15 protein-coding genes are annotated in these 13,519 nt (G+C 63.2%); 7 read left to right on the top strand and 8 right to left on the bottom strand.

What is annotated here, in order from left to right; all coding sequences use genetic code 11:
- Window positions 1–294: 294 nt before the first annotated feature.
- From ACX93L_RS16060 to ACX93L_RS16040, 5 genes are all read left to right on the top strand, one after another.
- Window positions 295–906, top strand: coding sequence for a transglutaminase-like cysteine peptidase (locus ACX93L_RS16060; RefSeq protein WP_459405747.1), 612 nt, complete (start codon window positions 295–297; stop codon window positions 904–906).
- A gap of 289 nt (window positions 907–1,195) precedes the next feature.
- Complete coding sequence (locus ACX93L_RS16055; RefSeq protein WP_459405746.1) at window positions 1,196–1,987, top strand: hypothetical protein; 792 nt, start codon at window positions 1,196–1,198, stop codon at window positions 1,985–1,987.
- A gap of 131 nt (window positions 1,988–2,118) precedes the next feature.
- Entirely contained in the window at window positions 2,119–3,570 is a 1,452-nt protein-coding gene (locus ACX93L_RS16050; RefSeq protein WP_459405836.1) for an SPOR domain-containing protein, read from the top strand.
- A gap of 46 nt (window positions 3,571–3,616) precedes the next feature.
- A complete protein-coding gene (locus tag ACX93L_RS16045) occupies window positions 3,617–3,889 on the top strand; it encodes a hypothetical protein (RefSeq protein ID WP_459405835.1) in 273 nt (90 codons plus the stop codon).
- A 20-nt stretch (window positions 3,890–3,909) separates the two neighbouring features.
- Window positions 3,910–4,437, top strand: a complete 528-nt coding sequence (locus ACX93L_RS16040; RefSeq protein WP_459405745.1) for a gamma carbonic anhydrase family protein — start codon at window positions 3,910–3,912, stop codon at window positions 4,435–4,437.
- A 35-nt stretch (window positions 4,438–4,472) separates the two neighbouring features.
- On the opposite strand, the gene ACX93L_RS16035 is transcribed toward ACX93L_RS16040, so the two are convergent.
- The 3 genes from ACX93L_RS16035 to ACX93L_RS16025 are packed head-to-tail and all read right to left on the bottom strand — an operon-like array spanning window position 4,473 to window position 6,706.
- Window positions 4,473–4,871 (bottom strand): Fur family transcriptional regulator, encoded by a 399-nt coding sequence (locus tag ACX93L_RS16035; RefSeq protein WP_459405744.1) that lies wholly within the window; start codon window positions 4,869–4,871, stop codon window positions 4,473–4,475.
- Window positions 4,872–4,878: 7 nt separating this feature from the next.
- A complete protein-coding gene (locus ACX93L_RS16030) occupies window positions 4,879–5,691 on the bottom strand; it encodes an iron chelate uptake ABC transporter family permease subunit (protein ID WP_459405743.1) in 813 nt (270 codons plus the stop codon).
- Window positions 5,684–6,706: an ATP-binding cassette domain-containing protein gene (locus ACX93L_RS16025; protein WP_459405742.1), complete on the bottom strand. Its 1,023-nt coding sequence runs from the start codon at window positions 6,704–6,706 to the stop codon at window positions 5,684–5,686. Before ACX93L_RS16025 ends, ACX93L_RS16030 begins: the two co-directional genes overlap by 8 nt.
- A gap of 106 nt (window positions 6,707–6,812) precedes the next feature.
- On the opposite strand from ACX93L_RS16025, the gene znuA reads away from it, so the two are divergent.
- Window positions 6,813–7,802 (top strand): zinc ABC transporter substrate-binding protein ZnuA, encoded by a 990-nt coding sequence (gene znuA / locus ACX93L_RS16020; RefSeq protein ID WP_459405741.1) that lies wholly within the window; start codon window positions 6,813–6,815, stop codon window positions 7,800–7,802.
- Window positions 7,803–7,893: 91 nt separating this feature from the next.
- Window positions 7,894–9,084, top strand: coding sequence for a GTP-binding protein (locus ACX93L_RS16015; RefSeq protein ID WP_459405740.1), 1,191 nt, complete (start codon window positions 7,894–7,896; stop codon window positions 9,082–9,084).
- Window positions 9,085–9,115: 31 nt separating this feature from the next.
- Here the strand turns inward: ACX93L_RS16015 and lpxB are convergent, their stop codons facing one another.
- The 5 genes from lpxB to lpxD are packed head-to-tail and all read right to left on the bottom strand — an operon-like array spanning window position 9,116 to window position 13,502.
- A complete protein-coding gene (gene lpxB, locus ACX93L_RS16010) occupies window positions 9,116–10,291 on the bottom strand; it encodes a lipid-A-disaccharide synthase (protein WP_459405739.1) in 1,176 nt (391 codons plus the stop codon).
- Window positions 10,288–11,163, bottom strand: a complete 876-nt coding sequence (locus ACX93L_RS16005) for an LpxI family protein (protein ID WP_459405738.1) — start codon at window positions 11,161–11,163, stop codon at window positions 10,288–10,290. Before ACX93L_RS16005 ends, lpxB begins: the two co-directional genes overlap by 4 nt.
- A 5-nt stretch (window positions 11,164–11,168) precedes the next feature.
- Window positions 11,169–11,984 carry an acyl-ACP--UDP-N-acetylglucosamine O-acyltransferase gene (gene lpxA / locus ACX93L_RS16000; RefSeq protein ID WP_459405737.1) on the bottom strand — a complete coding sequence of 272 codons (816 nt, stop codon included), beginning with the start codon at window positions 11,982–11,984 and terminating at the stop codon, window positions 11,169–11,171.
- Window positions 11,981–12,448 (bottom strand): 3-hydroxyacyl-ACP dehydratase FabZ, encoded by a 468-nt coding sequence (gene fabZ, locus ACX93L_RS15995; RefSeq protein ID WP_459405736.1) that lies wholly within the window; start codon window positions 12,446–12,448, stop codon window positions 11,981–11,983. Before fabZ ends, lpxA begins: the two co-directional genes overlap by 4 nt.
- The gene (gene lpxD, locus ACX93L_RS15990; RefSeq protein WP_459405735.1) at window positions 12,441–13,502 is read right to left on the bottom strand and encodes a UDP-3-O-(3-hydroxymyristoyl)glucosamine N-acyltransferase; all 1,062 of its coding nucleotides are present in this window, start codon (window positions 13,500–13,502) and stop codon (window positions 12,441–12,443) included. The genes fabZ and lpxD overlap by 8 nt, the downstream gene beginning before the upstream one ends.
- Window positions 13,503–13,519: the final 17 nt, after the last annotated feature.

The raw sequence follows: 13,519 nt of genomic DNA, 5'->3' as shown, positions 1-13,519 counted from the left end.
GCCTAAGCAATCGCAGGCACTCATCGAGCCAAACTTCGAACGTCCAGATTAAATTTCGCGATTCCAATGACTTGAATGGAATGTTGTCGCCCTTTCACCAGGAAACCGGAAGCTGATCGATAAAATTCGAGAAAAATTTTCCGAGAATTTTCGTCAAATACAAATCTAATTTTATACTTGTTTTATTCTTATTTTCCGTTGTTTTTACTAGATTAAAGCGCGTTTTTTACTTCGGTATTTTGCGAGCAATAAAAAGATCGATGGCAATGTCTCTCCAACACGGGGAGACGACCAATGACAACAAGAAAAACTCTGGGGATTGGACTCTTGACCATCGCACTGACCGGCGCTTTTGCGCTGCCGGCGATGGCGGTACCGGCGAACATGCGTATCGTCGGCAAGGCCAATCCGCCCATCGGACATTATGAATTCTGCAAGACCTATAGCGGCGAATGCGCCGCGAACGGTGGCGACGCCGGCCCAGCCGCTCTGGACGAACAGAATTGGAAGGCGCTGCTCGACGTCAACTATACGGTCAACAGCTCGATCACGCCGCTCACCGACCAGGACATCTACGGCGTCGAGGAACGTTGGGCCTATCCGCGCTCCGTCGGCGACTGCGAAGACTTCGCGCTGTTGAAGCGAAAGATCCTCATCGACCGCGGCTTCTCGCCTTCCGACCTGCTGATGACGGTGGTTCTGCAACCCAACGGCGAAGGACATGCCGTGCTGACCGTCCGCACCGACCATGGCGATTTCATTCTCGACAACATGCGCAACAAGGTGCTGCTGTGGTCGGATACCGAATACACCTATCTGAAGCGCCAATCGTCCGACGATCCGGGTCGATGGGTCAAGCTTCAGGACGGCCGCGCAACCGCTGTGGGTAGCGTCGGTACAAACTAGGCCTTCGCGACGTCGCGAAGACCGACAAGCTTCTGGCCCGGTCCGTCCCCCGCATACCCCGTCCCCGACCGGAGCCACCGAGCCGGTCCCGTCCAACCGGGACCGGCTCCTCTTTTTCTTCCCGCACGGCCCGTCGGCATCCCGCACGCCGGAGCCACACGCCGCTTAACGCCACATTAACCATAATATCCGAGTTTCAGCCCTGTCGTGCGCGCGGGGATTCGATCCGCGCGGTGCTCCGTGCCGCCGGCCGGAGCGCGGGATCTCACGGATCAACGGGAGCGGAGCGATGCGGATGACAGATCAGGCAAGCAGCCCGAACGAGCATGCGCCCCTCATCTCGAACCGTTTCATCGCCATCGCCATGACGGCCGTCGGCATGCTGGCGCTTCTTTCCGTCGGAATCAGCATCATCGGCCAGACCTTCGGTGAGCGGTGGTCGCTCGGTGGCCACACCGACAGCCCTTCCCCTATCGAAATCACCATCGGCCTCGACCGTCTGCAACTGCCCGCGAATACCGTGCGATTCGAAGAACAGCGCGCAAGCGGCCCGACGGAGCGGCTCGACCTCTCGCTCCTGTGGCCGGAGATGGCCGGCTACACCAAAGAGAACCGGAACCGGTTCGATGACGTCAGCCGCGCCGACACCCTCCTCTTCCTGCAGTTGTCGCAAAGCACGATGTCGCGCGATATGTCAGGCCGACTCGACCCGATCTATTCGCTTCTCTTCGACGGCCCACCGGAGCCGGGACCGCACGGCCTCATCCTGCACCGTTTCAAGACGGGCACGGGCTATGATGGAGAGGTCCTGCTTACCGCCACCCGCGACGGAAGGCCGGATTATGCCGTGCGCTGCATCCTGCCGACGTCTCCCGACGAGGCAAACGGCGGCGACTGCCAACGTGACATCCATGTCGGACGGGACCTTACCGTGCTCTACCGCTTCTCCAGCACGCTGCTTGGCGACTGGCAGGCTATCGACGCCGCCATCGAAGGCTATGTGAGCGCCCGGGTGACCGGCGCTGCACCGTCGAAACTGAAACAAATGCCGTCCAGTTCGGAAACGAAGCATTCATCATAAACCTCTTGGTAAGGCTGTTTCCGTATCTTCGCCTGAAGTGGTCGCGTGGGGGTGCGTCCGATCCGTAATTACAGCATGTGAAGAGTCTCGCGGTGAAAAATACAATCCGACGCCTTAACCTCGCTTCCCAGATGCGCACACTGGCCGTTGCCGCTCTGGTACTGGTGACTGCATTGGGCATGAATGTCTCGACGGCCTCAGCAAAGCCGACCTACGGGGCCATCGTCGTCGACGCGAAAACCGGCAAGGTGCTCTACAGCGATAATGCCGACTCGTTGCGCTACCCCGCATCTCTCACCAAGATGATGACGCTCTACCTGACCTTCGAAGCGCTCGAGGCCGGCCGGATCCGCCTGGACAACAAGGTGCCGGTTTCGAAGAATGCGGCGGCCGAACCTCCATCGAAGCTCGGCGTCGGTGCCGGCCGTTCAGTCACCGTCGAGCAGGCGATCCTGGCGCTCGTCACGCGGTCGGCAAACGACATGGCGACGGCACTCGGCGAATATCTCGGCGGCTCGGAAGCGCGGTTCGCGCAGATGATGACGGCAAAGGCCCGCAGTCTCGGCATGACCAAGACGACCTATCGCAACGCCCATGGCCTGCCGAACACGGCGCAGATGACGACGGCCCGCGATCAGGCCCGTCTCGGCATTGCCCTTCGCCAGCACTTCCCGCAGTATTACGGCTACTTCTCCACCCGCAGCTTCAAGTTCGGCAAGCAGGTGATCGGTAACCACAATCGCCTGCTCGGCGTCGTGCGCGGTGTCGACGGCATCAAGACCGGCTACACCCGGGCTGCCGGCTTCAACCTCGTGACTTCCGCCCAGGCCGACGGCCGTTCGATCGTCGGCGTCGTAATGGGTGCCCCGTCGGGTGCGAACCGCAACGCTCGGATGACCAAGCTGGTCGAAGCCTACCTGCCCAAGGCATCCCGTTCGGGTGGTGGCGACCTGATTGCCAAGATGAACACCTCCGTTGCTCCCGCCGCAGCAGCAGAAGCCGCCGAGGTTCCTGAGGTCTCCGCGTCCGTCGCGTCCGTTTCCTCGCTGCCGTCGACCGGCCCGCTGCCGGAAACGCGCTACGAGGCCGCCCCGCTCGCCTCCGCATATGCTGCTCCGGCCAACGACAATGCCGCCGGAGCCGCGCTTAAGTCTGCGCGGGGCGAACCGCCGCGCTTGCTGACCGCTCCCGTTCCGCAGCCTGCCCCGGCATACATGCCGGACACCGAGGCGTCCGTCACTCCGGCTGAATCCAGCCCGAACAAGAACGTCGAGACTGCGTCGGCCGCTCCGGTCGAGATCGACGAAACGACGACGGCCTCCACCCCCGCATCCGCTTCCGGATGGGTCATCCAGATCGGCACGTCGCCGGATCGGGACCAGGCCATGGACCTTCTGCGCAAGGCGCAGGACAAAGGCGGCAAGGTATTGCGTTCCGCCACCCCCTTCACGGTCGCCTTCAACACCGGTTCGGAGAAGCTCTACCGCGCCCGCTTCGGTGGCTTCGACGACCAGAAGACCGCCGTCAACGCATGCAAGTCTCTGAAGAAAAAGGGAATCGGCTGCTGGGCTGCTTCGCAGTAAGGCCCAGAAGCCAACCTCGATTTTTATCGCGTACGAGGTAATGAACATGGCATCGAACGAGAAGCACTACGAGCTCGCGCCGACACAGGACAACGGCAGCAGCGGCGCGCCCTACGCGCTGCATCCGCTGCACGAGGCCGCCTACCGGATTGCCGATCTCGGCCTCAACCGGAAGCGCGGTTCGCGCACCAAGGATCTGATCGGCCTGCTGCTCAGCCACGGCGCGCGCGCCTGGCGCTACTCGCAGCCGGAGGCGAGCATCCACCTGCACGTCTCGTCGCATGGTGGCCGTTTCCCCGTCGTCCTGCGGCTGCGCTGAAGCAGGAGCCGGAGCACCCGATGCCTCTCTATTCGCTCGGCAACCTGACGCCGAAGACGCCGGCCGCCGACCGGTTCTGGATCGCACCCGATGCGCACGTGATCGGCCAGATCGAACTCGGTCTCGATGTCGGCATCTGGTTCGGCGCGGTGCTGCGCGGCGACAACGAACCGATCGTGATCGGCGAAGCCACGAATATCCAGGAAGGCGTGATGATCCATACCGATCCGCGCTTTCCGGTGGCCATCGGCAAGGGCTGCACGATCGGCCACCACGCCATCGTGCACGGCTGCACGATCGGTGACAACTCGCTGGTCGGCATGGGGGCGACGATTCTCAACGGCGCCCGCATCGGCAACAACTGCCTCGTCGGGGCGAATGCGCTGATCACCGAGGGCAAGGAATTCCCCGACAATTCGCTGATCGTCGGTTCTCCGGCACGCGTCGTGCGCACGCTCGACGACGTTGCCGCCGCCGGCCTCGGTCGCTCGGCCGAGAGCTATGTGCGCAACTGGCAGCGCTTTGCCCGCGATCTCAAGGAAATCTGAAAGCTGCTCGGCAGCTCCAATCGGTCGCGCGTCGATCAGGCTGCGCAAGCGGCGCAGAGCCCGCGTATCTCGATCGTGGTCTTTTCCGCCTTGAAGCGCTTGCCCTTCGCCCAGTCCGCGAGCCGGTGATCGATCGCGTGGTCGTGGAATTCCTCGACCTGACCGCACTTGTTGCAGATGGCGAAGGCGACCGTGCCATGGGCGCAGCAGTCGCTCTGCGGATGCGCGCAGGCGACAAAGGCATTGATGCTCTCCAGACGGTGCACGAGACCGAATTCCACCAGCTTGTCGAGCGCGCGATAGACTTGAAGCGGGGCGCGAAAACCCTTGTCCCGCAGCAGGTCAAGAATACCGTAGGCAGACAGCGGCGCGTGCGAGGCGGAGAGCGCGTCGAAGACGAGCGACTGGTTCTTCGTCAGTTGCGGCTGGGTCATGGCATCCTCATGCGGCAGGCTTGTCGTGCTGCTGTCGGCGCGGCGACGGCAGAAGACTGAACAGGAACAGGATCAGGGCGGCAACGACGATCGACGGGCCGGACGGCGTGTCGTAGGTCAGAGATCCGAAAAGGCCGATCACGACGGCGACGGCGCCGATCACGGCGGAGAGCAGCGCCATGACCTCCGGCGTCGCGGAAAAGCGGCGGGCGGCGGCGGCCGGGATGATCAGCAGCGACGTGATCAGCATGATGCCGACGATCTTCATGGCGATCGCAATGACGAGCGCCATCAGCAGCATGAAGGCGAGACGCGCCCGCTCGGGATGCAGGCCCTCCGCCTCGGCAAGCTCTGCGTTCACTGTGGCCGCCAACAAGGGACGCCAGAGCCAGGCGATCAGGCCAAGGACCAGTGCGCCACCGCCCCAGACGACCGCGATATCGGTTGACGTAACGGCAAGAATATCACCGAACAGGAAGGCAATGAGGTCGATGCGCACCCAACTCATGAAGGCCACCAGCACGAGGCCGATGGCGAGCGTCGAATGGCTGAGGATGCCGAGCAGCGCGTCGGCGGACAGCGCCTGCCGCTTCTGAAGCACCAGCAGCAACAGCGACACCACAGCCGCGACAACGAACACGCTGACCATCAGGTTGAGCGAGAAGAGCAGCGAAAGCGCGACACCCAGCAAGGCCGAATGGGCCATCGTATCGCCGAAATAGGCCATGCGACGCCAGATCACGAAGCAGCCCAGCGGGCCGGTGGTCAGCGCAAGGCCGATGCCGGCGAAGATGGCGCGCAGGAAGAAATCGTCAAACATCGCGCTCGGCTCCTGCCCCTGTCGTCACGCCTTGCGCGGCCTTCTGCGGAGTGCCGTGAGCATGGTCGCCGGGTTCATGATGGTGATCTCCGGACGCGCCCGTCGCGTGAGCGGGAGCCGCATGATCGTGCGTGCCGTGGTGATCGTGACCATCCGCGTGGTCATGGGTCGCGTGATCATGGCCGTGGCTTCCGTGATCGTGGTCATGGTCGTGATGGCCATCGTCGGGATGGCAATGATCCGTGATGGTTCCGTCGCCGTGGCGCACCCGTCCGTCGGGCAGATGCGTGTGGTCATGGTCATGGCTGTAAACGGCGAGCGTGCGGCCTGCATTGGCCCCGAACAGCCGCATATATTCCGGACTGCGGCTGACGGATGCCGGCGTGCCGCGGCAGCAGACATGGCCATTGAGGCAGATGACGGTGTCGGTCTCGGCCATCACCACATGCAGATCGTGCGAGATCAACAGGATGCCGCAACCGGTCTTGTTGCGGATCGAGGTGATGAGATCATAAAGCGCAATCTCGCCAGCGAAGTCGACACCCTGGACCGGTTCGTCGAGAACCAGCAGGTCCGGCTTGCGGGCAATCGCGCGGGCCAGAAGCGCGCGCTGGAATTCGCCTCCGGAGAGATGCTGCACTTCTGCGCCGGCCAGATGAGCAATACCAACGGAATCCAGGGCTGCGGAAATCTCCGCATCACTCAGCCGGGCAGTCAGCGTCATCAGTCGTCGGACGGTGAGCGGCATGGTCCAGTCGACCGAGAGCTTTTGCGGCACATAGCCGACGCGGAAACCGGCATGGCGCTCCACCCTGCCCTCGTCCGGCGACAGAACGCCGATCGCCATCTTGGCGCTTGTCGACTTGCCGGAGCCGTTCGGTCCGATCAGGGTGACGATCTCGCCACGGCGGACGGAGAAGTCGACGCCGCGCACCAGCCATCGGCCGTTGCGCCTGATGCCGGCATTGGAAAGGGTGACGAGGGGCGGCTGTGAGCTAGTCATCGGTTCGGTCATCGGAGACCCGGAAATTTGCTGTTGCATGATCCTATGGCACACGTTATAGCATTACGCAATTGATGTAATATTATTACATTACGATCACAATAGGGAGCATCACACCATGACACAACGCCGGTTCGGCCTCGCCGCCTCGACAGCCGCCCTTTTTCTTTCCCCGACACTGGCGCTCGCAGCCCCGCAGGTCGTCGTGTCAATCAAGCCGATCCACTCCCTGGTCGCCGCCGTCATGCAGGGCGTCGGCGAGCCTTCGCTCATCGTCGAAGGCACCGCATCCCCGCACACCTACAGCCTCAAGCCCTCCAATGCCCGGGCGCTCGAAAATGCCGATGTCGTGTTCTGGGTCGGGCCCGGCCTCGAGGCGTTCCTGGAAAAACCGCTCGACGCGCTGGCCGCCGATGCAAAGGTGGTCGAGCTTGAGGATGCCCCCGGTCTCGTGCGGTTGCCGTTCCGCGAGGGCGGCGCCTTCGAGGCCCATGACGACGGCGACGAGCACGCCGAAGGTGAAGATCATGCTGGGCATGACGAACACGCAGCGGACGAGCATGCCGGCGAAGGTCATAATCACGAGCATGGCGGTTTCGACATGCATCTCTGGCTTGATCCGATGAATGCCAAGGCGATGGCTGCGCAGATCGAGGCGACGCTGGTTGCAGCCGATCCGGCCAATGCAGCCCGCTACAAGGCGAACGGTATTGCGCTTGCCGCAGAGATCGACGCGCTCGACAAGGAGATCGCCTCTACGGTGGTACCGGTTCTCGACAAGCCTTTCGTCGTCTTCCACGACGCCTACCAGTATTTCGAGAAGCGCTACGACATCCGGATCGCCGGTTCGATCACGGTCAGCCCGGAGACCATGCCGGGGGCGGAGCGGATCGCCGAGATCCACGCCAAGGTGAAGGATCTGAAGGCGGCTTGCGTGTTTGCCGAGCCGCAATTCGAACCGAAGCTCATTTCCGTCGTGACGGAAGGAACCGACGCAAAGTCCGGCGTGCTCGACCCTGAGGGCGGCGCACTTGATGCCGGCCCAGCCCTCTATCCGGCACTGATGCGCAACCTGGCAAAGTCCCTGGCGGACTGCCTGCCGCGCTGACACCGCGTTGCCTTTGAAGGCGGGCTCCTGCGCCCGCCTTTTTCAGATCGATGAATGTAATACTATTACATCACAAAGAAAGGTTTGTTCGATGAACAAGCTTCCCGTTACCGTGCTTTCCGGATTTCTCGGCGCCGGAAAGACCACACTGCTCAATCACGTGCTTTCCAACCGCAGCGGCCTGAAGGTCGCGGTCATCGTCAATGACATGAGCGAGGTCAACATCGACGCGGCGCTGGTGCGCGGCGGGGAAGCGGCCCTTTCCCGCACGGATGAACAGCTGGTCGAGATGAGCAACGGCTGCATCTGCTGTACGCTGCGCGACGATCTGCTGAAAGGTGTGCGCGATCTCGCTGCGCAAGGCCGTTTCGACTATCTTCTGATCGAGGCGACCGGCATCGCCGAGCCGCTGCCGATCGCCACGACCTTCGATTTTCGTGACGAGGAGGGTTTCAGCCTCTCCGATGTCGCGCGGCTCGACACCATGGTGACCGTGGTCGACGCGGCAAACCTGCTGGCCGACTACTCGTCGGTCGATTTCCTCTCCGATCGCGGCGAGATGGCGGGTGAAGGCGATCACCGCACGCTGGTCGATCTCCTCGTCGAGCAGATCGAATTCGCCGATGTCGTGGTGCTCAACAAGGTGGGTACTGCGACGGCAGAACAACGCGACGCCGCCCGCAAGATCATCACGGGCCTCAATCCCGATGCACGTCTGATCGAAGCAGATTTCGGTAACGTCCAGCCGCGCGACATTCTCGGCACGGGCCTGTTCGACATCGCCAGGGCCGAAACCCATCCGCTGTGGTTCAAGGAACTGCACGGCTTCAAGGACCACATCCCCGAAACGGAGGAATACGGCATCCGGTCCTTCGTCTATCGCGCGAGACGGCCCTTCGATCCGCGGAAATTCCAGGCCTTCATCGATCGCGCCTGGCCCGGCGTCGTGCGCGCCAAGGGCTTCTTCTGGCTCGCAACGCGTCCGGACCATGTCGGTGAAATCAGCCAGGCCGGCGCGATCGTGCGAACCGGAAAGATGGGCTTGTGGTGGGCTGCGGTGCCCCGGCAGCGCTGGCCCGACGATCCGGGTTTCCTCGACCTGATGCGCCCCTATCTCGACCCTGTGTGGGGTGATCGCCGGCAGGAGATCGTATTCATCGGCGCCGACCCGATGGACGAGGCCCGAATTCGGGGCGAACTGGACGCTTGCCTCGTCGCGGAGGACATGTTCGCTCCGGAAAAGTGGAAAGGCATCGCAGACCCGATGGCGCCTTGGCACTGACGGTCCAGAGCATTTCCGATTCTACATTGCCCTAGAGCCGGCCCTTTTCGCGCAGCAGGCCAAGAAGGATCGAAGCGCCCTTCTCTCCTGCCGGGCGCTCGGTCTGCAGGCGTTGCCAGACGAGCTCGTAGCCTTCCAGCATGGCCCGGCGCTGCAGCGTGTCCGACGACAGGCGCTCGGCCATGCGCAGGAGGTTGCCCGGGCGAACATAGTCGTTGAGATATTCCGGCACGATCGGATAGTCGGCGATCAGATTGGGCAGAGCCCCTGTCCAGGTCTTGATGCGATGAGCAATCATCGTCATCAGCCAGTCGGTCTTGTAGGTCGAGACCACCGGGACCGTGGCGAGCGCCAGTTCGAGGATGACAGTGCCGGATGCGGCGATCGCTGCGTCCGCCTCCGCAAAGGCCTGCCACTTCGCCTCTTCGCCGATCAGTACCTCGGGCTTGAGATCCCAACCCGCGATCATCTCGCGGACGCGGGCCTCCTGCCGCGGGACGGTCGGGAGAAGGAAGCGCGTCGCACCGTTGCGCGCGACGAATTCCTTCATCGCCTCGCCGAAGATCGGCAGAAGGGCCGAGATTTCCGCCCCCCTTGAACCGGGTAGCAGCAGGAGGGTGCGCGGCGCACCGGTCGCGGGGACGCCTCGCTCGATACGCCGACGACGGGTCTCGATGATCTTGGCATGCGAGGCCAGACGATGGCCGACGAAATGGGTCGCAGGGCCGCCGAGATCACGCATCACCTTCGGCTCGAAGGGCAGGACCGCCAGAACCGCGTCGACATAGGAAAGCATCGCCTTGGCGCGGTACTCCTTCCAGGCCCAGACGCTCGGGCAGACATAGTCGATCACCGGAAGGTCGGGTAGCGCCTTGCGCACCTTCTTCGCCACGCGATGGGTGAAGTCCGGACTGTCGATGATGAGGAGCAGATCGGGCTTCGCTTCGACGATCGCTGCCGCCGTCCGACCAATCAGACGAATGAAGCGCGGCAGGCGCGACAGCACCTGGGTCAACCCCATGACAGAGAGCTCGGAGAAATCGAAGAGCGAGCGCAGGCCCTGGCGCTCCAGCGCCTCCCCGCCGACGCCGACCAGTTCGACGGGGCCGTCGTAGAGCCCCTTGAGCGCCACGATCAGGTCACCACCCAAAAGGTCCCCGGAGACCTCACCAGCAATCACGGCGATCTTCAACGGCCTCGCGCTCATGAGCGCCCTCCCGGCAGGCCGCGATCGATGCCGATCACGAAGAGCCCCGCCTCGTTTGCCGCCTTGACCATTTCGTCCCGCTCGATCACCAAGGCACGACCGGCCTCGACCGCAACTCCCGCAAGGCCTGCGCGCCTGGCGTTCTCGACCGTGGAGCGGCCGATGGACGGCAGGTCGGCCCGAACGTCCTGCTGCGGCTTGCAAAGCTTCACCAGTACGCCCTTGCGGCGCGCGGAAATCCGCCCCTCGGCCCTGAGACCCGCGACGCGGCCGAGCATGGCATCGGTTCCCTCGACCCCTTCGAGCGCGACGATCCGGCCGCCGACGCAGACCGCGCCCTGCCCGACATCGAGGCGGCCAAGGGTCTCTGCGGCATCCGCTGCCCGTTCGATATCCCGCCAGTCATCCGCAGACGGCTCGATCGCGCCCATCGGGCCGGTGGTCGCCAACAGATTGGGCAGGATCTCGTGGGCTCCGATGACATGGCAACCCTGCGCCTCGATGAGCGAAATCACCATTTTCAAAACGGTGTCGTCACCGCCGGCGAGCAGCGTGCGCACCGCCATCGGCAGCTTTAGGATCGACTTCCAGTTGACGTGGATCTCGTTGAAAGCGGGCCGCTTCTTGACCGCCCCGGACATAACGACGCGATCGATGCGGTGTTTCTGGAAAAGGGCCGACAGCCCAGCCATATCGCCGACGCCGATGACTGCGGATTCGAAACCGTCCCAGATCGGGTCAGCCTCGTTCTTCAGACGCAGGATGAATGGATCTTCGCCGGCCGAACGGGCCGCCTCCGCCAGGAAGAGCGGCAACCTGCCGCTGCCGGCAATGATCGCCAGACGACCGCCACCTGCCCCGGTCGGCACCATGGCGGTCAGCTCTTGCCGCGGAACGGCGACGACAGCGCGCGGTCGCTTTCGGCCGCGATGAAATCGAGAATTTCCAGGACCTGCGGGCAGTCCAGATACTCGTCGCGGATGGCCGCGGCGTTCACACGCGCCGAAGCCTCGCCCTCGAAGATTTGCTTGAAGGCGCGGCGAACCTGATGGATCACCGAGCGCTCGATTCCCGCGCGGGTCATGCCGACCACGTTCAGGCCGCCCAGCACGCCCGGATTGCCGTTGAGCATGCCGTAAGGAATGACGTCATAGCTCACGGCGGACAGACCACCGATGAAGGCCTGACGCCCGATGCGGGTGAACTGGTGCACCGCGCAGCCGCCACTCAGGATGACGTGATCGCCTACCCGCACATGGCCGGCCAGCATCACATTGTTGGACAGGATGATGTTGTTGCCGAGAATGCAGTCGTGCGCCACATGCGAATTGGCGAGGAACAGGCAGTTGTCGCCGACACGCGTGATGCCGCCACCGCCCACGGTGCCGCAGTTCATCGTCACGCCTTCGCGAATTGTGCAGTTCGCACCAACCACGAGGCAGGACTCCTCGCCCGCCTCATGAAGGCTCTGCGAGACGCCACCAATCACCGCCATGGGGTGGATCTTGGTGCCGGGGCCGATCTCCGTGAGACCCGTCACTACGGCATTCGAAAGGAGTTCGACACCGTCTTTCAGCGTAACGCGGGGTCCGACGCGGCAAAACGGTCCGATGCTGACGTTCTCGCCGATAACCGCGCCGTCATCGATGACGGCCATGGGATGGATCACGGCGGAAGCGGCAATCTTGCTCATTTGTCTTCCTTGCGCATGATCATCGCGCCGATGTCGGCCTCGGCGACCAGCGAACCGTCGACCTTGGCGTCGCAATGGAACTTCCAGATATTGCCGCGCTGCTTCTGCTTGACCACGTGATACTCGACGCGGTCGCCGGGAACGACCGGCTTGCGGAAGCGAGCGTTGTCGATCGTCATGAAGTAGACGAGATTGCCGCCCTGCCCCTGGTTGCGGGCGCAGATGGCGCCAGCGGTCTGGGCCATACCTTCGATCAGCAGAACACCGGGCATGATCGGTGACTCCGGGAAATGACCGGTGAAATGCGGCTCGTTGGCCGTGCAGTTCTTGATGCCGATAGCGGAATTGTCTCCGTCGATCTCAACGATCCGGTCCACCAGAAGGAACGGATAACGATGCGGCAGGAACTTCATGATTTCGAGAATATCGGCTGATCCCAGCTCACTCTTGACCTGATCAGTCATTCTTTCCACCCTTCTGCTTGCGACTCTCAGACTGGCTCAGCGCGGCCGCGACATCTTTGAGGAAGTCCTTCATCGGGCGGGCCGGAACGCCGCCGTAACGCTCGCCCGGCGGGACGTCCGACAGGACGCCGCTCATGGCGGCAATCTGGGCGCCGTCGCCAATCGTAATGTGGCCATTCACCCCGACCGCGCCGCCGATCATAACGCCGTCACCGACCTTGGTGCTTCCGGCGATACCGACCTGGCTGACGATGCCACAATGGCGGCCGATCCGCACGTTGTGCCCGATCTGGACCAGGTTGTCGATCTTCGTGCCCTCGCCGATGACCGTGTCGTCCATGGTCCCGCGATCGATCGTCGTGTTGGCGCCGATCTCCACGTGGTCCTGGATGATGACGCGCCCGATCTGGACGATCTTCAGCATGCCGCGCGGACCTGGCGCATAGCCGAAGCCGTCCTGGCCGATGCGGGCACCGTTGTGAATGATGACATTGTTGCCGACGAGCGCCGACTGAAGCGTCGCGCCGGCGGAAATGGTGCAGCCACGGCCGATCTTGACGCCCTCGCCGATCACCGCCCCCGCGCAGATCCGGCTTCCCTCGCCGATCTCGACGCCTGCGCCGATCACGGCCATCGGCTCGACCAGCACGCCCGCCTCAAGCCGCGCCGTCGGATCGACATAGGCGGCAGGAGAAACGCCAGACAGGGTGGGCGAAACCGAAACAGGCTGCATCGCCTTCGGAAACAGGAGCTGCCCCGCAAGGGCAAACGCAGTCGCGGGCGACGCCGCCAGCAGGACCGGGATATGATCAGGGATGAGGGATTTCAGGGCCTTGTCGCAGACAATGGCGGAAGCCTCACAGGTCTTCAGCTCGTCCTTGCTGCGCCGGGACAGGATATAGCAGATCTCGCCCTGCTTGGCCCGGTAGACCGGCGCGACCGAGCGGATAACCCGCTCGCCCACGCTCGCATCCAGAAGTTCCGCCCCGATTTGCGCCGCAAGCGACGCCAAGGAGACCCCGTCACGGGGCGGAAAGAAGTGGTTATGCTCCATCAGCCAAAGCTCCAGAA

Source organism: Rhizobium sp. CAU 1783, assembly GCF_054551725.1.
This window is presented reverse-complemented; position numbering and strand designations above follow the sequence as displayed.

Coding starts and splice junctions, on each gene's coding strand:
- ACX93L_RS16060 (WP_459405747.1), top strand. CDS start 295: ATGACAACAAGAAAAACTCTGGGGATTGGACTCTTGACCATCGCACTG.
- ACX93L_RS16055 (WP_459405746.1), top strand. CDS start 1,196: ATGCGGATGACAGATCAGGCAAGCAGCCCGAACGAGCATGCGCCCCTC.
- ACX93L_RS16050 (WP_459405836.1), top strand. CDS start 2,119: ATGCGCACACTGGCCGTTGCCGCTCTGGTACTGGTGACTGCATTGGGC.
- ACX93L_RS16045 (WP_459405835.1), top strand. CDS start 3,617: ATGGCATCGAACGAGAAGCACTACGAGCTCGCGCCGACACAGGACAAC.
- ACX93L_RS16040 (WP_459405745.1), top strand. CDS start 3,910: ATGCCTCTCTATTCGCTCGGCAACCTGACGCCGAAGACGCCGGCCGCC.
- ACX93L_RS16035 (WP_459405744.1), bottom strand. CDS start 4,871: ATGACCCAGCCGCAACTGACGAAGAACCAGTCGCTCGTCTTCGACGCG.
- ACX93L_RS16030 (WP_459405743.1), bottom strand. CDS start 5,691: ATGTTTGACGATTTCTTCCTGCGCGCCATCTTCGCCGGCATCGGCCTT.
- ACX93L_RS16025 (WP_459405742.1), bottom strand. CDS start 6,706: ATGACCGAACCGATGACTAGCTCACAGCCGCCCCTCGTCACCCTTTCC.
- znuA (WP_459405741.1), top strand. CDS start 6,813: ATGACACAACGCCGGTTCGGCCTCGCCGCCTCGACAGCCGCCCTTTTT.
- ACX93L_RS16015 (WP_459405740.1), top strand. CDS start 7,894: ATGAACAAGCTTCCCGTTACCGTGCTTTCCGGATTTCTCGGCGCCGGA.
- lpxB (WP_459405739.1), bottom strand. CDS start 10,291: ATGAGCGCGAGGCCGTTGAAGATCGCCGTGATTGCTGGTGAGGTCTCC.
- ACX93L_RS16005 (WP_459405738.1), bottom strand. CDS start 11,163: ATGGTGCCGACCGGGGCAGGTGGCGGTCGTCTGGCGATCATTGCCGGC.
- lpxA (WP_459405737.1), bottom strand. CDS start 11,984: ATGAGCAAGATTGCCGCTTCCGCCGTGATCCATCCCATGGCCGTCATC.
- fabZ (WP_459405736.1), bottom strand. CDS start 12,448: ATGACTGATCAGGTCAAGAGTGAGCTGGGATCAGCCGATATTCTCGAA.
- lpxD (WP_459405735.1), bottom strand. CDS start 13,502: ATGGAGCATAACCACTTCTTTCCGCCCCGTGACGGGGTCTCCTTGGCG.